This is a genomic window from Aeromonas veronii, assembly GCF_040215105.1.
Taxonomy (GTDB): Bacteria; Pseudomonadota; Gammaproteobacteria; order Enterobacterales; family Aeromonadaceae; genus Aeromonas; species Aeromonas veronii_G.
The window spans coordinates 4,200,683-4,221,629 of sequence record NZ_CP157875.1 but is presented as its reverse complement, the minus strand read 5'-3'; the positions used below and the strand labels follow the sequence as shown (position 1 = coordinate 4,221,629).

12 protein-coding genes and 1 riboswitch are annotated in these 20,947 nt (G+C 59.9%); of the genes, 10 read left to right on the top strand and 2 right to left on the bottom strand.

Annotated elements, in window-relative coordinates:
* The first annotated feature begins 231 nt into the window (after positions 1–231).
* From recC to thiH, 10 genes are all read left to right on the top strand, one after another.
* Entirely contained in the window at positions 232–3,618 is a 3,387-nt protein-coding gene (recC, locus tag ABNP46_RS19505; protein ID WP_349920031.1) for an exodeoxyribonuclease V subunit gamma, read from the top strand.
* Positions 3,618–7,217, top strand: a complete 3,600-nt coding sequence (recB, locus tag ABNP46_RS19500; protein ID WP_349920029.1) for an exodeoxyribonuclease V subunit beta — start codon at positions 3,618–3,620, stop codon at positions 7,215–7,217. Before recC ends, recB begins: the two co-directional genes overlap by 1 nt.
* Entirely contained in the window at positions 7,214–9,280 is a 2,067-nt protein-coding gene (gene recD / locus ABNP46_RS19495) for an exodeoxyribonuclease V subunit alpha (protein ID WP_349920028.1), read from the top strand. Before recB ends, recD begins: the two co-directional genes overlap by 4 nt.
* Positions 9,281–9,339: 59 nt before the next feature.
* Positions 9,340–10,860: a hypothetical protein gene (locus ABNP46_RS19490; RefSeq protein WP_349920027.1), complete on the top strand. Its 1,521-nt coding sequence runs from the start codon at positions 9,340–9,342 to the stop codon at positions 10,858–10,860.
* Positions 10,861–11,026: 166 nt separating this feature from the next.
* Positions 11,027–11,140: riboswitch (TPP riboswitch) on the top strand.
* Between the two features lie 267 nt (positions 11,141–11,407).
* Positions 11,408–13,435, top strand: a complete 2,028-nt coding sequence (gene thiC, locus ABNP46_RS19485; RefSeq protein ID WP_349920025.1) for a phosphomethylpyrimidine synthase ThiC — start codon at positions 11,408–11,410, stop codon at positions 13,433–13,435.
* Positions 13,432–15,036: a thiamine phosphate synthase gene (thiE, locus tag ABNP46_RS19480; RefSeq protein ID WP_349920024.1), complete on the top strand. Its 1,605-nt coding sequence runs from the start codon at positions 13,432–13,434 to the stop codon at positions 15,034–15,036. The genes thiC and thiE overlap by 4 nt, the downstream gene beginning before the upstream one ends.
* Positions 15,026–15,802 (top strand): HesA/MoeB/ThiF family protein, encoded by a 777-nt coding sequence (locus ABNP46_RS19475; RefSeq protein WP_349920023.1) that lies wholly within the window; start codon positions 15,026–15,028, stop codon positions 15,800–15,802. Before thiE ends, ABNP46_RS19475 begins: the two co-directional genes overlap by 11 nt.
* A complete protein-coding gene (thiS, locus tag ABNP46_RS19470; protein ID WP_434476163.1) occupies positions 15,799–16,005 on the top strand; it encodes a sulfur carrier protein ThiS in 207 nt (68 codons plus the stop codon). The genes ABNP46_RS19475 and thiS overlap by 4 nt, the downstream gene beginning before the upstream one ends.
* A gap of 85 nt (positions 16,006–16,090) precedes the next feature.
* Entirely contained in the window at positions 16,091–16,858 is a 768-nt protein-coding gene (locus ABNP46_RS19465; RefSeq protein ID WP_349920021.1) for a thiazole synthase, read from the top strand.
* Positions 16,855–18,069 carry a 2-iminoacetate synthase ThiH gene (gene thiH, locus ABNP46_RS19460; RefSeq protein WP_349920020.1) on the top strand — a complete coding sequence of 405 codons (1,215 nt, stop codon included), beginning with the start codon at positions 16,855–16,857 and terminating at the stop codon, positions 18,067–18,069. The genes ABNP46_RS19465 and thiH overlap by 4 nt, the downstream gene beginning before the upstream one ends.
* A gap of 631 nt (positions 18,070–18,700) precedes the next feature.
* Here the strand turns inward: thiH and ABNP46_RS19455 are convergent.
* Both ABNP46_RS19455 and ABNP46_RS19450 read right to left on the bottom strand, forming a co-directional pair.
* The gene (locus tag ABNP46_RS19455) at positions 18,701–19,693 is read right to left on the bottom strand and encodes a hypothetical protein (RefSeq protein WP_349920018.1); all 993 of its coding nucleotides are present in this window, start codon (positions 19,691–19,693) and stop codon (positions 18,701–18,703) included.
* A 3-nt stretch (positions 19,694–19,696) separates the two neighbouring features.
* Positions 19,697–20,854: a hypothetical protein gene (locus ABNP46_RS19450; protein WP_349920017.1), complete on the bottom strand. Its 1,158-nt coding sequence runs from the start codon at positions 20,852–20,854 to the stop codon at positions 19,697–19,699.
* Positions 20,855–20,947 lie beyond the last annotated feature (93 nt).

Below are 20,947 nucleotides of genomic sequence, written 5' to 3'. Positions count from 1 at the left end.
GTGCACCGGCCTTTTTATTGTCCGCGTTTCAGGGCCGCCTTGTCAGGAACTGTGATCGTCCCCCGCCATGGGGGGACAAGCGCCTTTTGCATCTTATCCCCCAATCCCCGACAATCTCCTCTCCCATGACGTGATGGGCCCCGGGTTCTTCCCGCACCCTGCTTCGTCATGGCGGGAGTCGCCCACGTCGACTATCCACCCCATCATCTTCTGATCTGGCGGGCGTTGATCATGTTTACCCTCTACCACTCCAATTCACTGGACTTGCTCAAAGAGCTGCTGGTGAACCACATCCGGCAGGCACCCCTGGCTCACCCCTTCGAGCGGGAGCAGATCCTGGTGCAGAGTCCGGGCATGGCCCAGTGGCTCAAGCTGGAGCTGGCCAAGGCGTTTGGCATCGCCGCCAACATCGACTTTCCACTGCCCGCCAGCTTCATCTGGGAGATGTTTACCCGGGTGCTGGCGGACGTGCCGCGTCAGAGTCCCTATAACAAGGGAGCCATGAGCTGGCAGCTGATGAGCATATTGCCCGCCCTGCTGGACAGACCCGCCTTTGCGCCGCTCGCCGCCTATCTGGGGAACACCACTGAGGAAAGCGAGGCGCAAGGCTCTTCCCAGCCGGAGCAGGTGCGGCTGTGGCAGCTGTGCCAGAAGATTGCGGATCTGTTCGACCAATATCTGGTCTACCGGCCGGACTGGATCGCCCGCTGGGAGCAGGGGGAGGGACTGGTCGGCACCGGCAGCCAGGAGCTGGCAGAGGTGAGTGGCCAGGATTGGCAGCCCGAGCTGTGGCGCGAACTGGTGGCCCGCACCCTGGCGCTCTCCCCGAGCGGCTATCACCGCGCCAATCTCTACGAAGAGTTCATCCACGAGCTGGCGCGCACCCATGATCTGCCGGGCACGCTGCCCAAGCGGGTGTTCGTGTTCGGTATCTCGGCCCTGCCGCCGCGCTACGTGGAGGCGCTGCAAGCCCTCGGCAGCCGGGTGGAAGTGCACCTGTTCATCACCAACCCCTGCCGCTACTACTGGGGGGATCTGCTGGACAGAAAGACTCTGGCGCGGCTCGAGCGCAGGCTCAAACCCGGCACCGATCTCGAGGCGCTGCAAGGCCCCGCCAATCCGCTGCTCGCCTCCATGGGTAAGCTGGGGCGGGACTATCTGCACCAGCTGATGGAGCTGGAGGTGCCGCAGATCGAGGCCTTCGTCGATATCGACGAGCAGGATGGCGCGGGCAAAACCAGCCTGCTGCGCTGCATCCAGAAGGATGTGCTGGAGCTGGCCTCGCGGGGGGAAGGCCAGTTCGAACTCGACAGCAGCCGCCACAAGAGCCCGCTCGACGCGGCGGATGGATCCCTGCAGATCCACGCCTGCCACGGCCCCATGCGAGAGCTGGAGGTGCTGCACGATCGGCTGCTGGCGATGTTCGACGCGGATCCCACCCTCACCCCGAAGGACGTGGTGGTGATGATGCCGGATGTGAACAGCTACGGCCCCTATATCCAGGCCGTCTTCGGCAAGGAGCGGCCGGGTGACCGTGCCCGGATCCCCTTTGCGGTATCGGACCGCGCCGCCAGTCAGGAGAGTCCGCTGCTGCAAAGCTTCCTCGCCCTGCTGGGGCTGCCGAGCGCCCGCTTCGGGGCGGGGGAGCTGCTGGCCATCCTGGAAGTGCCCGCCGTGCTGCGCCGCTTCGAGCTCGGGGATGAGGAGTTCAACCAGTTGCGGCGCTGGGTGCAGGAGACCGGCATTCGCTGGGGGCTGGACGATGCCTATCCCGCGCGCTTCGATCTGCCGCCGCTTGCCGGCAACAGCTGGCTGTTCGGTCTGCGCCGCATGTTGCTTGGCTTCGCCATGGGGGACGGAGAGCCGGTGGACGGTATCCTGCCTTACGCGGATATCGAGGGTCAGCAGGGGCTCATTCTCGGCAAGCTGGCCTGGTTCGTGGATTCCCTCGCCGAGTTCCTGCCGAGGCTGCAACAGTCCCAGCCCCTGGGGGAGTGGATCGGCTGCCTCAACGCCCTGCTGGAGCGCTTCTACCTTGCCGACGAGGATGAGGAGCGGCTGTTGCAACTCATCCGCACGGCACTCGCCGACTGGCAGCAGGGGCTGGCCGAGGCGCACTTCGAGCAGCCCATCTCACCGGATCTGCTGCGGGACTATCTCGGCAGCGTGCTCGGGGAGTCCCGCTCCAGCCAGCGCTTCCTCGCCGGCCAGGTCAACTTCTGCACCCTGATGCCCATGCGATCCATCCCGTTTCGCCAGGTCTGCCTGCTCGGCATGAACGACGGTGTCTATCCGCGTACCCTGGCTCCCATGGGTTTCGATCTGATGGCGGTGGCGGGCCGGCGCGGGGACAGATCCCGCCGGGACGACGACCGCTACCTCTTCCTCGAGGCGCTGCTCAGCGCCCAGCAGGGGCTCTACATCAGCTATCAGGGTTTCAGCGCCGAGGACAACAGCGAGAAGGTGCCGTCCGTGCTGCTGGCGGAGCTCATCGACTATGTGCGCCAGGGCTTCGTGCTGGCGGGGGATGAAGCGCTCTTTGACGAGGCGTCCGGCGAGCGGCTGCTGGCACACCTGGTGACAGAACACCCCCTCACCCCCTACAGCCACAGCTACTTCTACCCGACGCCGGGATCCGGTCTCTTCACCTATGCCGCCGACTGGCTGCCGGCCCTCAATCCCGCCCCCGGGGCGGCGAATTTCCAGAGCGGCGAGCTGCCGCTGCCCGCCGAATGGGGCAAGGAGCAGGGGCTGGAGCTGGCCGAATTGCTGCGTTTCTACCGCCAGCCCGCCAAGTACTTCCTCAACCGTCGCCTCAAGGTGTGGTTCGAACTGGACGAGGCCAATATCGAGGACAGCGAGCCGTTCGAGCTGGACGGCCTGCAGCATTATCAACTCAAGAGCCTGCTGCTGGATGCCCATCTGGCAGAAGGGGAGGCCATGAGCAAGCGCCGGGAGCGGCTGCGCCTCTCCGGTCAGTTGCCCCAGGGCTGGTTCGGCAACCTCTTGCTGGACGATCTGGACGCCGACATGGGCAAGCTGGCGGCGCGTCTGCGCCCCTGGCTGGCGGTTGACGACGGGGACAAGGGGGCGGTGGAGATCGACATCGCCCTCACCCAGGGACAGTTGCAGGGCTGGATAGACACCCAGCATGGCCGCGCCCTGGTGGTGAAACCCGGCAGCTTCAACGGCAAAGATCTGCTGCTGGGCTGGGTACAGCACCTGTGCCTCTGCCTCAGCCAATATCCCGGCGAGACCCTGTTGCTGGACGCCAAGCAGGGCTGGCGTCTGCCCGTGCTGCCCGCCGAGGAGGCGCGCCCCCGACTGGCGGCCCTGGTGGCGCTCTGGCAGCAGGGCATGAAGCGGCCGCTGCCGTTTTTCCCGAGCACCGCCTGGGAGTGGCAGAAGGCGATCGAGAAGGATCCGGAGAAACCCGATGCCGCCGACAAGGTGGCGCTGGCCCGCTTCAATGGCGGCTACATGGTGACTGGCGAGGGGCAGGACATCTATGTCGCCCGCTGCTTCCCCGAGCTCAATGACGAGGTGCTCGGCCAGTTGCAGGCCCTGGCCCGGGAACACCTGAGCCCGCTCTCTGCTGCCCTCGAGGGACTGGAATAATGGCGAACCTGCTCAATACCCTGCGCTTCCCCCTCTATGGGGAGCGCCTGATCGAAGCCTCCGCCGGTACCGGCAAGACCTACACCATCGCCGGTCTCTACCTGCGCCTCTTGCTGGGCCATGGCCCCGTGATGGAAGAGGGGGAGGCGGCCGGGGAGGCCTGCGCCCACGAACGCCCCCTGTCGGTGACCGAGATCCTGGTGGTGACCTTTACCGAGGCCGCCACCGCCGAGCTGCGGGGGCGGATCCGCGCCCGTATCCATGAGGCCCGCCTCGCCTTCCTGCGCGGTGAAAGTGGCGATCCCCTGCTGGCACAGCTGCTGGTGGAGGTGGAGGATCATGCCCTGGCGGCGAGCCGCCTGCTGGCCGCCGAGCGGCAGATGGACGAGGCGGCGGTCTTCACCATCCACGGCTTTTGTCAGCGCATGCTCAAACAGAACGCCTTCGAATCCGGCGCCCTGTTTGAAACGGAATTCTTGACCGACGACAGCCAGTTGCGGTTGCAGGCGGTGAGTGACTACTGGCGCGCCGAGTTCTACCCGGTGGACGAGGCCCTGGCCCGGGCGGTACGCAAGCTCTGGCCGAGCCCGGCGGCCCTGCTGCGGGAGATGAACGGCTGGCTCGACAACAGCGAGCTGGCGATCCGCCCGCCTCTGGGGGAGGAGACGCTCATCGAGCGTCACCGCGAGGCCATGGCCCGCATCGACGAGGTGAAGGGGCGATGGCTGGCGCAAGGAGACGAGATCCGCCGCCAGACCGAGGGCCACATCAGCCGCTATACCGGCAAAAACTACGAAGGCTGGCTCGGCAAGCTGGCCGACTGGGCCCGGGATCCCGCCAGCGGCTACGCCATTCCCAAGGAGCTGGAGCGCTTCGGCCAGCGGGCGCTGGAAGATAACCTGAAGAAAGGGGGGACAATACCGACCCTGCCGCTGTTCACCGAGATCGACGCCCTGCTGGCGAGCCGTCCCGGCATCCGGGATCTGGTGTTGCAGCGGGCGGCGCGGGTGGTGCGTGAGCGGATGCAGGCCAGCAAGCGTCAGGCCCATCAGCTCTCGTTCGACGACCTGCTGAAAGATCTCGACGGGGCGCTGGGCTCCGGGCTTGGAGAGCGGCTGTGCGAGCGGATCCGGGCGACCTACCGGGTTGCCATGATCGATGAGTTCCAGGATACCGATCCCCAGCAGTACCGCATCTTCCACCGCCTCTACGGCGGCAGACAGGATACCGCGCTGCTGATGATCGGCGATCCCAAGCAGGCCATCTACGGTTTTCGCGGCGCCGATATTTTCACCTATATCCAGGCGCGCCGGAATGTGAGTGCCCACTACACCCTCGGGCGCAACTACCGCTCAAGCCGCGCCCTGGTGGCGGCGGTCAACGGTCTGTTCGAGCGGGCGAAAGATCCCTTCATCTATGAGGCGGACATCCCCTTCCTGCCGGTGGAAGCCCAAGGCAAGGGCAAGACGCTGCTGCTGGAGGGAGAGGTCGCTCCCGTGCTGCACTGCTGGCAGCTGGGCGGCCAGCCCACCTTCAACCGGGGGGAGTATCAGAGCCTGATGGCCCGCGCCACCGCCGCCGAGATTCGCCGCCTGCTCGGACTCGCCCGCGAGGGCAAGGCCATGATAGGGGACGCGCCGCTCATGGCGGGGGAGATCGCCGTGCTGGTGCGCACCGGCGCCGAGGGGCGGCTGGTGCAGCAGGAGCTGGCCCGCCTCGCCATCGCCTCCGTCTATCTCTCCAACCGGGAGAGCGTGCTGGCTCAGGTGGAGGCGCGGGAGATCCTCTTCATCCTGCATGCCTGCCAGAACCCGAGCGAGGAGCGCAGCCTGCGGGCGGCGCTCGCCACTGGTCTGTTCGATCTCGACGCCAGGGCGCTGGATGCCCTTGCCTCGGACGAGCGGGCCTGGGAGAGCGCGGTGCAGGAGTTCATGGACTACCGCGCGATCTGGCACCGCAACGGGGTGTTGGCCATGCTGCGGGCCCTGCTGCACAGGCGCAACCTCGCCGCCTCCCTGCTGGCGAGCCCCTATGGGGAGCGGCGGCTGACCAACTACCTTCACCTCGCCGAGTTGCTGCAACAGGCAAGCTGCGAGCTGGACGGGGAGTATGCCCTGCTGCGCTGGCTGGGGGAGGCGGTGAGCCACCCCAACGGCCAGGTGGCGGAGCAGGTACTGCGCCTCGAATCCGAGCGAAAGCTGGTGCAGATCGTCACCATCCACAAGTCCAAGGGGTTGGAGTACCCCCTGGTGTTCCTGCCCTTCATCTGCAGCCATCGGGCCGCCGAACTGCCCCTCTATCACGAGGAGGAGGATGGCCAGAACCGCACCGTGCTCGATCTGACCGAGTCGGAAGCATCCCTGGCCGAGGCCGACAAGGAGCGCCTCGCCGAAGACTTGCGGCTGCTCTACGTCGCCCTGACCCGGGGGGTCTATGCCACCTGGCTGGGGCTGGCCCCGGTGCGCTCCGGCAACGGCAAATCCGAGCAAACCGATCTGCACCAGTGCGCCATCGGTTACCTGCTGCAACGGGGGGAGGCCGGCGATGCCGCGACCCTGAACACGGCTCTTGGCGAGCTGGCGCAGGCCCTGCCCGGGGTGGCGGTCGGTGAGCCCTCGCTCACCCGCCCGGCCCCGCTGGAGCCCGATCAGGCGTCCCTCGGTGAGCCCCTGGTGCGCCGCTTCGAGGGGCGACTGGAGCGGGACTGGTGGATCAGCTCCTACTCCGGCCTCGCGGCCCAGGGCCAGGGGCACAGCAAGGGCGTGCTGGCCAATCCCGGCTTCGATGCGGAGGTGGTGACGGAGGCGGCCGCGCCGCTGCTGGAAGAGGTCCCCGAGGCCTCCATCTTCAGCTTCCCCAAGGGCGCGCGCCCCGGCACCCTGCTGCACAGCCTGTTCGAGACCATCGACTTCCAAAGTGCGCAAGGGGACGAGCTGTGCGCCCATATCGCCACCCTGCTGGCCCAGGAGGGGTTCGACGAGCACTGGGCCCCCGTGCTGCAACGGCAGGTGGAAGCGGTGCTGGATACCCCCCTCGAGACTGGGTTTGGGGAGCCGGTGCGGCTGCGAGCGCTCGGGGCGGGCAGCAAGCAGGTGGAGCTGGAGTTCTTCCTGCCCATGGGGCGGGTCACTGCCCCGGCCCTGACGGCCCTGTGCCAGCGCCATGATCCCTTGTCGGCGGGCAACAACCCCTTAAGTTTCAGTACGGTACAGGGGATGCTCAAGGGCTTTATCGATCTGGTGTTCGAATGGCAGGGGCGCTGGTATCTGCTGGACTACAAATCCAACCACCTCGGCATGAGCCCGGCGGATTACGACCGTCCGGCGCTGGAGTCTGCCATGCGGGAGCATCGCTACGACCTGCAATACCAGCTCTATTCGCTGGCGCTGCACCGGCTGCTTAGCCTACGGCTGCCGGGTTACGACTTCGAGCAGCACTTTGGCGGCGTCTATTACCTCTTCCTGCGGGGCATGCCGGCGGGGGGCGTCTTCCACTGCCGTCCGAGCCGGGAACTGGTGCTGGGGCTGGACGAGTTGTTTAGTCAAACTGTGATGCCTGATGAAGATCGTTTAGAAAAATCAAACAAGGTGGACGCATGACGGGCGCTGTGATGATCGAACGCTTGAAACAATTGGCCCTGGCGGGGCGCATTCGCCAGCTGGATCTGCAATTTGCCAAATTGGTGGCGGATCTGGGGGCCGGTCCCGAGCTGGTGCTGGGGGCGGCGCTCACCTGTTTCGAGCTCGGCCGTGGCCACGTCTGTCTGCCGCTCAACCTGCTGACGAGCCAGGGTGGCTGGCGTCCCTTCGGGCTGGATCCGGATCAGAGCCGGGATCTGCTGATGGATCTGGCAGACCCTGCGCTCTGGCCCGGGCTGTTCGCCACGAGTCCGCTGGTGGGCCAGGAGGAGAATGACGGGGAGGCGCCGCGCTGGCCCCTGCGGCTCTGGCAGGAGCGGCTCTACCTCACCCGCTACCACGACTTCGAGCAGGGGGTGGCTCGCCATCTGGGCGCCTTGAGCGAGCAGGCCGAATGGCCCGAGATAGCACCGACCCTGTCGCGGCTGTTTGCCCGGGATGACGCCTTGATCTTCTCGGCCCTGCTGGAGGCGCGCCTTGCCCCCGATTTCTCGGCCCCCCAGTTTGTGGAGAAGTATCTGGATCTGGTCTTCCCGGACGAGGTGAACTGGCCCGAGGTGGAGGCCTTGCTGGCCCGCGCCCAGGCGGCGAGCGACCTGGCTGCACTGGATACCCTGGTGCCGGAGGTGCTCTGCTGCAACGGCCAGAAGCTGGCGGCGGCCACCGCGGCGGCGCGTCCCTTCGCGGTGATCTCCGGCGGCCCCGGCACCGGCAAGACCACCACGGTGGCCAAGCTCTTGGCCATCCTGGTGGAGACCGGCCTGCAACAGGGCAAGGCCCCGGCGATCCGGCTGGTGGCCCCCACCGGCAAGGCGGCGGCAAGGCTCACCGAGAGTATCGGCAGCGCCCTGCAGGCGCTGGATCTTGCCCCCGAGGTGGTGGCGGCCATCCCGACCGAGGCGGGCACCCTGCACCGGCTGCTCGGGGTCATCCCCGGTCGCAGCCAGTTCCGCCATCACAAGGGCAACCCCCTGCACCTGGACCTGCTGGTGGTGGATGAAGCCTCCATGGTGGACTTGCCCATGATGGCGCGCCTGTTGGATGCGCTGCCCAAGCATGCCCGCCTCATCCTGCTCGGGGACAAGGATCAGCTCGCCTCGGTGGAGGCCGGGGCCGTGCTCGGCGATATCTGCAGCTTCACGGAAGAGGGCGTGAGCCAGGCGCAGGCACAGTGGCTCTCCCGCCAGACCGGCTACCGGCTGCAGGGCACGCCTGCGGGGGCAACCGTGCGAGACAGCCTTTGCCTGCTCACCAAGAGCTGGCGTTTCGACCAGCATTCCGGCATCGGCCAGCTGGCGCGGGCCTGCAACGGTGGCGACACGGCCGCGGTGGAAGCGGTCTGGAGTCAGGGCTTCAAGGACATCAGCCTGCATCCCTGGGCGGGGGAGGCCTACGAGGGGTTGATCGCCCAGGGGGTGGAGGGGTATGGGGCTTATCTCAAGGCGGCCCGGGAGGGGCAGGATCCCGCCGCCGTGTTCAAGGCGCTCAACGGCTTTCAGATCCTCTGCGCCCTGCGGGACGGCCCCTTCGGGGTGGAGGGGCTGAATCAGCGCCTCGAACTGGCGCTGGCGCGAGCCGGGTTTGTCCAGCGTGACGGCGACTGGTACGCGGGCCGCCCGGTGATGGTGGTGCGCAACGATCACGGCATCGGCCTCTACAACGGCGACATGGGGCTCTGCCTGCCGGACTACAGCGATGAGCACGGTAAGAGCGGCCGATTGAAGGTGTGGTTCGAGCAGCCGGACGGCAGCCTGCGGGCCCTGTTGCCAAGCCGTTTGCCTCCCCACGAGACCGTCTACGCCATGACCATCCACAAGTCCCAGGGGTCGGAGTTTGCCCATACGGTGCTGGTGCTGCCGGATGGCCCCAGCCCATTGCTGACTCGCGAGCTGATCTATACCGGCATCACCCGGGCCAAGCGCCGCCTCGATCTCTACGGCGATCGCGCCCTGCTGGCCCAGGCAGTGCGGAAAAAGACCGAGCGGTATTCGGGGTTGGCGCAGCGGTTGAATACTGATACCTAATATTTAAATGTGAGAGTTCATTGGGTGCATTTTCACTTATTGATATTGAAGAGGGATATATGGAAAAAGTAGATAAGGCAGAATTTAATAAAGAGAAGGAATATATTTGGAAGAAATTGTCGGAATTAGATCAAAAATTAACTTTGAAAGCTAGTTCTGAGGCTCTGAATAATTTAGAAAAAATTATTCCTGAAAGTTTAAAGGTTGCATCGCAATCGTCTAAAATGACCTCTGAATATAGAAATCGGGCTCAAAAAGCACAGGGCGAAGCAGAGCAAGCTAAGAGTACAATTGATAATATTAAGTCAGAGTCAGAGTTGGCATTTGAGCGTATTAATGAAATCGATAACCTTTCTGTGCTATTCAATGAAAAGTTGAAAGCATTAATAACTAATGCCAATTGTACGTATGAAGATTTAACAACGACCTATGATGAGTCAATTGCTACAGTTACGAAGCTAAAAGCCATAGCTCAAGAGCATGATGCTCTTGTTGAAACAATTGAATCAATACAGCTGTATAAAGAAGAGGGCGATTCAAATCATGGTAAAATAAAGACAATTTTATCACAAGCTGCTGCATTGAAAAAGGATATTGATGATGTTCACGATGAAATATTTGGATATGAAAGCAATGATTCAAGTGGGGATACCTCAACGAGGGTTGAGGGTCTCCGTGATAAGTTAACCAAGACATATAAAGATCTTCGCGCTGACCTATCAAAGCAATCAGTAGATATTGAGGAGCATAAAAACAAAGCAAATGAATGTTTAAAAGAGTTGGAGCTTAACGCTGAGAAAAGCTACAAGGATTATGTTTCTAGTTGTAATGCCTCGCATGATGATGTTTTACAAAGAATAAATAAATTATTGCCTCGTGCTATGACTGCTGGGCTTGCATCAGCATATAACGATAAAATAGAGACAGAAATAGAAGAACAAAAGAAACATGAAAAGTCATTCAATAAAACAATATTCTATCTTTTTTTAATATCACTTATTCCCTTTGCTATAAATGCCTATAGGCTATTTGGTAGTGGTGATAACCTTATTGTGATAATTAAAGATACACCCTATTTGCTAAGTGCAATGTTGCCATTGTATATACCTGTGCTATGGCTGGCCTATACTACTAATAAAAATTATAAATTATCCAAAAGACTTATCGAAGAGTATACTCATAAAGGTGTTGTAAGTAAGACATTCGAAGGGTTATCTCATCAAATAGATGAGCTTGAAGATCAGGCGATATCTGGTGAGCTCAGGGTTAAACTTCTCTTCAATATCGTATCTGTAAATACAGAAAACCCAGGTAAACTGATTTCAAATTATGATAAATCAGACCATCCACTTATGGACGCCCTTGATAAAAGTGCACAACTTGCAGATGCTGTAACCAAACTGTCTAAAATACCAGGCTTCTCTGCTATTGCTAAGAAGCTAGACGACCAAGCAAATCAGATTGTTGCAGACAAAACAGATAAAATTAATTCAGTTTTGAACACTGATATTGATGGTACATATAAAGAAGAGGCTAAAAATACTGCATCCAAAGATTCACCACCAGGGCAGGCAGCATAAGAGTGCAGGTTTCACAGGTCCCGTTATCAACTGACACTGGCTTTCTTCCTCAAGAAGAGGAACTGGGTAAAGGATGGCTCCTACCTAAGTGTCGCAACCCTGCCACAGGGTTCACTGGTCGGCTGTGTTAATGGCTTGTGCTTTGTGAAACCCCCTTTATACTGGCGCCATCTTGTCGGAGTGCTGACCGTCGAACGACGCTAAGCTGAGACCGTTAATTCGGGATCCGTGGAACCTGATCAGGTTAAGACCTGCGAAGGGAAACAAGGGTAACTTGCGAGTTGCCGCGCTTGGGAGCCTCCGCTTCCTGCTTGCTACAGGGCCAGCCCTCGGCAAGCCAGCGCACGAGAGGGAGCCTGCCTCGCCGAATCATCCCATCAGGGAGGGTCTGTGCGGGGCAGGAGGGGAAGCCAGGATAGTCAGCCAGGTTGGCCAAGACAGCGGCACCACTCCCTCTCGTAAGCACATCCGCTCGCAGGTTCATCTTCTCCTCGAACTCCAGACAAGCAAACACCCATAACTTCAACCAGTTAATGTGAGTTTTGCTATGTCTACCCCAATCCAGTCCGCACCAGAAGTCCAGCCCGTTTCCGACAATGCCAAGGCCGTCCCGGCCAGCCGCCGCGAGCAGCGTGCCAGCGCCCAGCGCTTTATCGATAACTTGAAGGGCATGGCCCATCCCAACTCCAAGCGCATCTTCATCCAGGGCTCCCGTCCTGACATCCGGGTTGGACTGCGCGAGATCCAGTTGGCCGACACCTTCGTCGGTGGCACCAAGGAGGAGCCCAAGTTTGAATCCAACGATCCCGTGCCCGTCTACGATACCTCGGGCGCCTATGGGGATGAGAACGCCCAGATTGACGTGCGTCTCGGCCTGCCACGACTGCGGGAAGCCTGGGTGCTGGAGCGGGGCGATACCGAGCCGCTGCCGGGCCTGAGCTCCATCTTCACCCAGGAGCGTCTGGCGGACGAGGGGCTGGATCATCTGCGCTTCGAGCACCTGCCCAAACCCCGTCGCGCCAAATCCGGCAAGTGGGTGACCCAGCTGCACTATGCTCGCCAAGGGATCGTCACCCCCGAGATGGAATTCATCGCCATTCGCGAGAACATGGGCCGCGAGCTGGTGCGCTCCGAGCTGCTGCTGCGCCAGCATCCGGGCCAGGGCTTCGGTGCCCGTCTGCCCGAGAACATCACCCCGGAATTCGTGCGCGATGAGGTGGCCGCCGGTCGCGCCATCATCCCCAGCAACATCAACCACCCGGAAGCGGAGCCCATGATCATCGGCCGCAACTTCCTGGTGAAGATCAACGCCAACATCGGCAACTCGGCGGTAACCTCCAGCATCGAAGAGGAAGTGGAGAAGCTGGTCTGGTCCACCCGCTGGGGCGCCGACACCGTCATGGATCTCTCCACCGGCCGTTACATCCACGAGACCCGCGAGTGGATCCTGCGCAACAGCCCTGTGCCCATCGGTACCGTACCCATCTACCAGGCCCTGGAGAAGACCAACGGCATCGCCGAGGATCTGACCTGGGAGTTGTTCCGCGACACCTTGCTGGAGCAGGCCGAGCAGGGGGTGGATTACTTCACCATCCACGCCGGCGTGCTGCTGCGCTACGTGCCCATGACCGCCAAGCGCCTCACCGGCATCGTCTCCCGTGGTGGCAGCATCATGGCCAAGTGGTGCCTGTCCCACCACAAGGAGAACTTCCTCTACCTGCATTTTCGCGAGATCTGCGAGATCTGTGCGGCCTACGATGTGGCACTTTCGCTGGGTGATGGCCTGCGTCCGGGCTCCGTCTATGACGCCAACGACGAGGCGCAATTCGCCGAGCTGCACACCCTGGGTGAGCTCACCAGGATTGCCTGGGAGTACGACGTGCAGGTGATGATCGAGGGGCCGGGCCACGTGCCCATGCACATGATCGAACGCAACATGACCGAGCAGCTGGAGCACTGCCACGAGGCCCCCTTCTACACCCTCGGCCCGCTCACCACCGACATCGCCCCCGGTTACGATCACTTCACCTCCGGCATCGGTGCCGCCATGATCGGCTGGTACGGCTGCGCCATGCTCTGCTACGTCACCCCCAAGGAGCACCTGGGGCTGCCAAACAAGGAGGACGTGAAGCAGGGGCTCATCACATACAAGATCGCCGCCCACGCCGCCGACTTGGCCAAGGGTCACCCGGGCGCCCAGATCCGCGACAACGCCATGTCCAAGGCGCGTTTCGAGTTCCGCTGGGAGGATCAGTTCAACCTGGCGCTGGATCCCGAGACAGCCCGCGCCTACCACGACGAGACCCTGCCCCAAGAGTCCGGCAAGGTGGCGCACTTCTGCTCCATGTGCGGCCCCAAGTTCTGCTCCATGAAGATCACCCAGGACGTGCGCGACTATGCCGCCAAGCTGGAAGCGGTCGAGGTGAAACTGGTGGGCATGGACGGCCAGCAGGAGCGGGTCGTGGCGGAGGTGGAAACCGGCATGGCCCAGATGGCGGAAGTGTTCAAGGAGAAGGGGGGCGAGCTCTACCATCAGGCTGCTACCCTGAAGCAGGCCGCAGGGGAGGAGGCGTGAGCAGCGAGCGCGGGGCTCTCAGCCCCGCCCATGCCCTGACGGCGGCCCCACGCCCCGTGGTCTGGACCATAGCAGGTTCGGACTCCGGGGGCGGCGCCGGCATCCAGGCCGATCTGCATACCCTGCACGCCCTCGGCGTGCACGGCTGCTCGGTGATCTCCGCCATCACGGCCCAGAACTCGGTGGCGGTGAAGATGGTGGATCCTGTGCTGATGCAGAGCTTCACGGCCCAGATCGACGCCCTCGGCGTCGACTTGCCCCCTGCCGCCATCAAGATAGGCCTGCTGCCGACCCGGCTGCATGTGGAGGTGCTGGCCCGGCGACTCGATACCCTGAGCGCCCCCTTCGTGGTCTATGACCCGGTCGCCATCGCCAGCACCGGCACCCCCATGGCGGAGCCGAACATGCTGGCGGCGGTGCGCGAACACCTGCTGCCACGCCTGTCCCTCATCACCCCCAACGGCCCCGAGCTGGAGGCCCTGACCGGCATCCCGGCGACCAGCCCGGCACTGGTACGGGCAGGGGCGGCGCGGCTGCGAGAACTCGGCGCCCGCGCCGTGCTGGTGAAGGGCGGCCACCTCGGCTGGAGCGGGGATCACTGCCTTGACTACTACCAGGACGAGCACCGCGAGTTCTGGCTGGCGGCACCTCGTCTGGCCACCCGCCACGGCCACGGCACCGGCTGCTGTTATGCCAGCGCCATCGCCGCCATTGTGGCGCTGGATTACCCCATCGAAGACGCCATCACGCTTGCGCGCGCTTACCTGCAGCAAGGGCTGGCAGGGGCACAAGGGGTGGGAGCCGGCCCCGGCCCCATCGCCCACCTCGGCTGGCCGACCGATCTCGCCCGGTTCCCTCGCGCCGTGCTGCCAGGTTCCGAGCTGGATCGCCGCTTCGGTCTCTGTCCTGCCAGCGAGGCACGCTTGCCCCGAGGCCCCTTCGCCGAGACCGAACATCACCTCGGCCTCTACCCCGTGGTGGATTCGGTGCAGTGGCTGGAGCGGCTGCTGGCGGCGGGGGTCAAGACCATACAATTACGGATCAAGGACTTGCCAGAAGCCGAGGTGGCGCCAGCTATTCGAACTGCGGTGGCTTTGGGCCGCCAGCATGGCGCCCGGCTCTTTATCAACGACTACTGGCAGTTGGCCATTGAAACGGGTGCCTACGGCGTGCACCTGGGGCAGGAGGACATGGAGACGGCGGATCTCGCCGCCATCCAGTCCGCCGGCCTGCGCCTCGGCATCTCCACCCACGGCTACTTCGAGCTGATGCGGGCGCGGGAACTCGCCCCCTCCTACATCGCGCTCGGTCATATCTTCCCCACCAATACCAAGCAGATGCCGTCGCGCCCCCAGGGGCTGGTGCGGTTGCACCACTACCGCGCCCTGATGGCGGACTGGCCCACGGTCGCCATCGGCGGCATCGGCGAGCCCCGCATTGCAGCGGTGCAGGAGAGCGGGGTCGGCAGCATCGCCCTGGTCTCCGCCATCACAGGGAGCGATGACTGGCAGGGGGCCACGGCCCGGCTGCTGGCCGCTGTGGGGGCAGGGGATCCGGCGCACTCCGCCATCCAGGCAAAGGAGGCTGTCTATGCGCTCTGACGAGGCGTCGTTAAGTGACGAAGAGTACCTGAGATACGGCCGCCAGCTGATGCTGGCGGAAATTGGGGAAGCGGGACAGGTGCGGCTCAAAGGGAAGTCGGTGCTGGTGGTCGGCCTCGGGGGGCTGGGCTCACCGCTCGCCCTCTATCTCGCCGGCGCCGGGGTGGGCACGCTCTGGCTCGCCGACGGCGACGTGGTGGATTCCAGCAATCTGCCGCGCCAGTTTCTCTACACGGGCGAGGATCTGCGCCGCTCCAAGGCCGAGCTGGCCCGCGAGCGACTGGCAGCCCACAACCCGCTGGTGGAGCTGATTGCCATCAACCAGCGTCTCGATGACGCGAACCTGCCGGCGTTCGTGGCCGAGGTGGATTTGGTGATCGACTGCTGCGACAACCTCGCCACCCGCCACGCCATCAACGCCGCCTGCGTGGCCTTGGGCAAGCCCTGGGTCTCGGCCGCCGCGGTCGGCTGGCAGGGTCAGCTGATGGTGCGAAGCGCCCCCGAGCACGCCTGCTACGCCTGCCTCTACCCGGCGGATACCCACATCAAGGAGAGCTGCCAGAGCAGCGGCGTCACCGGCCCGCTGGTGGGCGTGATGGGCTCTTTGCAGGCGCTGGAGGCCATCAAGCTGCTGCTCGGCCGTGAGAGCCCGGTGGCGGGCACCCTGCGCCGCTTCGATGCTTTGACTCACGAGTGGCAGACTCTGCGCCTGCCTGCGGATCCCGCCTGCCCTGTTTGTGGCAGCGCCAACAAGGATTGCCCATGAATATTCGATTGAACGACAAGGCGCTGGCCCTGACGACGGAAGAGGGTGCCAGCGTGGCCGCCCTGCTGGCGGCGCAAGCGATCAACCCTCAGGGGGTGGCGGTGGCCCTCAATGGCGCCGTGCTGCCCCGCAGCCGCTGGCCAGAGACCCCCCTCAATGACGGGGATGAACTTCATCTCTTCACTGCCATCGCCGGAGGCTAACGCATGAAGTTTGCTCTCTCACTCCTGATGGATCTGCCTCGTGGCGGATCGCCATCTCTTCCTACCACTATGGCCGGAGGCTAAGATGCTGCGCATTGCCGATCACCATTTCTCATCGCGTCTGTTTACCGGTACCGGCAAGTTCGCCCGCCCGGAACTGATGGCCGCCGCCATCGAGGCGAGCGGCTCAGAGCTGGTCACCATGGCCATCAAGCGGCTGGAGCCGGGCAAGCGCCACGACGATATCCTCACGCCCTTGCGAGCGCTCGGGGTCAAGCTACTGCCCAATACCTCGGGGGCCAAGACCGCCGCCGAGGCGGTGTTTGCCGCTCATCTGGCCCGCGAGGCGCTGGGCACCAACTGGCTGAAACTGGAAATTCACCCGGACCCCAAATACCTGCTGCCCGATCCCATCGAGACACTCAAAGCCGCCGAACAGCTGGTGAAGGAGGACTTCGTGGTGCTGCCCTACTGCGGCGCCGATCCCGTGCTCTGCAAGCGGCTCGAAGAGGTGGGCTGCGCCGCCGTGATGCCACTCGGCGCCCCCATCGGCTCCAACCAGGGGCTGGTGACCCGGGAGTTCCTCGCCATCATCATCGAGCAGGCCAATGTGCCCGTGGTGGTGGACGCAGGCATAGGGGCGCCGAGCCACGCGGCGGCGGCGTTCGAACTCGGCGCCGATGCGGTGCTGGTCAACACGGCGATTGCCGTGAGCGGCGACCCTGTCGCCATGGGCCGCGCCTTCGCGCTCGCCTGCGAGGCAGGTCGCAGCGCCTATGCGGCTGGCCTTGGCATTCGCGGCTTCCAGGCCAGCGCCTCCAGCCCGCTGACCGATTTTCTGGAGGCCCTATGAGCCAGGGAGTCGTCGTCACGGGACAAGCTATTATCTCCCCTCTCCCTTTGGGAGAGGGGCTGGGGGTGAGGGCCGCGGCCGAGACAAAGGAAGCGAGCTTTGTCGATCGTTGGCGCTCACTCGACTGGGACGATGTCGGCATGCAGATCCGGGCCAAGACGGCCCGGGACGTGGAGCTGGCGCTGGGGAAATCGCGCCGCAATCTGCAGGATTTTATGGCGCTGATCTCCCCGGCGGCAGAGGCTTATCTGCCCCGGCTAGCCCAGCTGGCAGAAAGTCTCACCCGCCAGCGCTTTGGCAACACGGTCGGCTTCTATGTACCGCTCTATCTGTCGAACCTCTGCGCCAACGACTGCAGCTACTGCGGCTTCTCCATGAGCAACCGCCTCAAGCGCAAGACCCTGAATGCACAGGAGATAGAGCGCGAGTGCCTGGCCATCAAGGCGCGCGGATTTGACAGCGTGCTGCTGGTGACCGGTGAGCACGAGACCAAGGTGGGCATGGCTTATTTTCGCGAGATGATGCCGATCATCCGCCGCCACTTCAGCACGGTCGGGATGGAGGTGCAGCCGCTGTCCGAGGGCGAATACGCCGAGCTGAAAACCCTCGGCCTGGACGCCGTCATGGTCTATCAGGAGACCTATCACGCCCCCGCCTACGCGCGCCATCACCTGCGCGGCAACAAGCAGGATATCGAATGGCGTCTCGCCACCCCGGACCGGCTCGGCCGCGCCGGAGTGGACAAGATAGGTCTGGGGGCGCTCATCGGTTTGTCATCGGACTGGCGTGCCGACAGCTATTTCGTCGCCGAGCACCTGGCCTGGATGGAGCGCCACCACTGGCAGAGCCGCTATTCCCTCTCCTTCCCGCGCCTGCGCCCCTGCACCGGCGGGCTGGAGCCCGAGGTGACCATGACGGACCGTCAGCTGGTGCAGCTGATCTGTGCCTGGCGGCTGTTCTCGCCGACCCTGGATCTCTCCCTCTCTACCCGGGAATCCCCGGCGTTTCGCAACGGCGCCCTGCGCCTTGGCATCACCCAGATGTCGGCGGAGTCGCGCACCCAGCCCGGCGGCTACGCCGACGGCGGCCAGGAGGAGCTGGAGCAGTTCGCCATCCATGACGACAGATCCCTGGGGGAGGTGGCCGCTGCCGTCAGGCAGGCGGGGTTGCAGCCGGTGTTCAAGGACTGGGAAGCGTTTTTGGGCCGATAGGGCTAGGGATGGAGTTCAGCCAAACTCCGTGCCTGTGGCGAGCAGGCACGGCTGCGCCGTGCAGGACGCGAGGCCGCTGGCCTCGAAGGGGTTTCGCCCGCCCTTCGGGCCGGGGCGAGTGACTTTGGAAAGACCCGCTCTTTTCCGAAATCGCACCAAAGGTCTTCTCCCCCGCTTATTCGCCCGACTTTGTCGGGTTCCTTCGGCTCACCCGCTTGTCCGACGGCACGCGCCGACGGGCCTTTGGCCTTCGCCATCCATGGCTTCGGCCAAAGCCCGCTTCGAACATCCCTGTTCTCGCGTCACATCGGGTCGAGCTGCGCTCGCCCTTTTCCGATTTGGCCCATGGCCCGGCGCCGCTCGCTCGACATCCAGTCTCGCGGCCTGGACAAGCGGGCTCGCCTCAGCGAATAAGAGGTGGGAATAAATACAGTACCCGCCTCATTCGATGCAGACTGTATATATTACCCACATAACAACTTTTTCCGAAAAAAAGAGTACAATATTAGGGGGTTAAATTATTTTTAAAATAAAAAATAGTTGTTCGTGATAAACATAGGGCCTTGCTTGACCGCAGCCAACCCTAATTATTGGTTGGTCCTGAGCTGACGAAGCCCTATGTACGATGTCATTAATTATCAAAATGCTCTAAAAGTATCTGACTTCTTAACTCTTCGTCACGGAAGAGGTATTTAATAATATTAAACACCTCTAGTTCTATGTAGTCGCATAGATAAGTGAGATGAGATTTTATATCAAAACGATAATAGCTATGAACTAATGCATTCCGAACATCGTAAAGCATATTTGATTTTAAACACTTTTCATAGTAATCATCACTTTTAAAATCACCAAAAATTATCTTTGCCTTATCGGATAAAGATTGGTCGAATATATCTAAACTGGCAGAAGAATAAATTATATTTATCAGTTTTCTTTCGGAGGAAAGCTCACTTATTTTCTCTCTGATTATTCCTAAGTGATTTTTTGATTTCCTATAGTTAGATATTCTCGTATAAAAAACTGCCTCCATAGAAAGCTCTATTACTTGATATAGAGACATAAATCGTGCATATGGGTTGGTTTCCGTTTGGAGATATGTTTTTGTGAAAGTACTTAAATAATTAATTGATGTGTCAAAGTCAAAGCCTCTCTCTATATGGACCTTATTTGGAATTGAATCATCATTCAAAGAATTTTTATATTCTGAAATCTGTTCATAATAAGGATATAAGCCATGGTGGATGAAAGAAAATGATAGCTCCCCTAGTCGCCCATGATCTGATGAATGTTTGTAGTCAGGTATAGAATCTAACAATCGTTTGCTGATGATTAAAAAATAGATCTTTTCAGAGAAAACTTGACCCTTTAATTGACAGTATATTTCGTAGGCGTGTTTCTGATAATACTGGTTATCCGAAAAATCATGTTCTCGAGATATCATTGATAAGGCCGGGATTAACCAGCCTACACGAATTTTTTTTAAGAATACTTCGGCAATATCTTTCTCATCTGGTTCCAGCTTGGAATATGTTTTAATGATATACTCGACGCCTTGAGTCGGAACACGATCCTCCCTATATTCGAGCGGTATAGAGTCCTCAGATAGGGTAACGGTATCCATGTGTCACACCTCTGCCAAAGCACGTTTTTTAGCTTTTTCTAAAGACGTGCCAATATTTTTAAAAGTGTTTCCGTCTTTATCAAAGAGATGTTTGAAAAATAACTTAAAGAAGATCCGTTGCCCATTACCAATCTTCTTGGATTTTTCCCTAACATCATCTAAGCATTTATTTAGGTTTAAAATATCATCATTTGTGAAAACAAGTTCATTACATATTATTGCAATGGAACTTAGTCCATTAATTGAATCCAGATCAATTAAATCACCTATGGCAGCGCCAAAGCCTGTGATTGCTTGGCTTCTATTGAATATCTTGAATGGTAGTTTTCCAAATGGATTAGCTTTAGTTTTGAATTCAGCATCGATATCATCATCACTCGGATATATCCAGTCTTTGAAGTACTCATCAAATTTTCTTGCTATTAAATTATATGTTTTTACAAAGTTTTTAAACTCATAGTCCCCATTGTCATCATGAGATATTAGTTGGATGGTCTGTACTGTTTGTAATATATCAAATCTATCTATAGGCAGCTCATTTCTTTCAAGGAAAGAATTATAACCATCAATTAGATCTGAAAATTTATATTCATTGATAGACCTCACGGCATCATCATCAACCTCCTTTATGATTCGTAGGTCTTCAACTGAACCATCAAGATATTTAGAGAATAAAATCTCCAGTTGATGTCTTAATGTCATTGGAGTTTGTCCAGTGTTAAGAGTCAGCATTCTGTATAGAATGCCAGTGTCACTTATAGATAAGTAGACTTCGACTCTTATTAGATATTCATTTTTTTCAAAAAAATCTATGTTGTTATCATAGACATCTATTAGAGAAAATGTTCTCTGAAGTCCATCCAGAATTTTTAAATCTTGTGGTTCCGACAGGATTTTATCAAGGATTTCCTCGTGGTTGTTATCTTCATAATCTAGTCTGAATGTAGATGCGAGCACAATAGGGGGAATAATGCATCCTTTTAATATATCCTCTTTAAGCAAGGTATATATACTTCCACTTCTACTAACCTTATTTCTTTGAAATGGATTGTTATGAATTATTTGCTTTGATAATTCTACATATTTTTTAATGTCGATTGTAAACTGTATGTTTTTTGAATTAACTTTCTTGTCATCGAGAACGCAAGTTACTTCTATCATAATTAACCTCATCATTTCGCCGAGAACTAAACATATTATATGCAGCCATGATATGATACCAGATTAATATATATGGAAAGCATAATCATCATA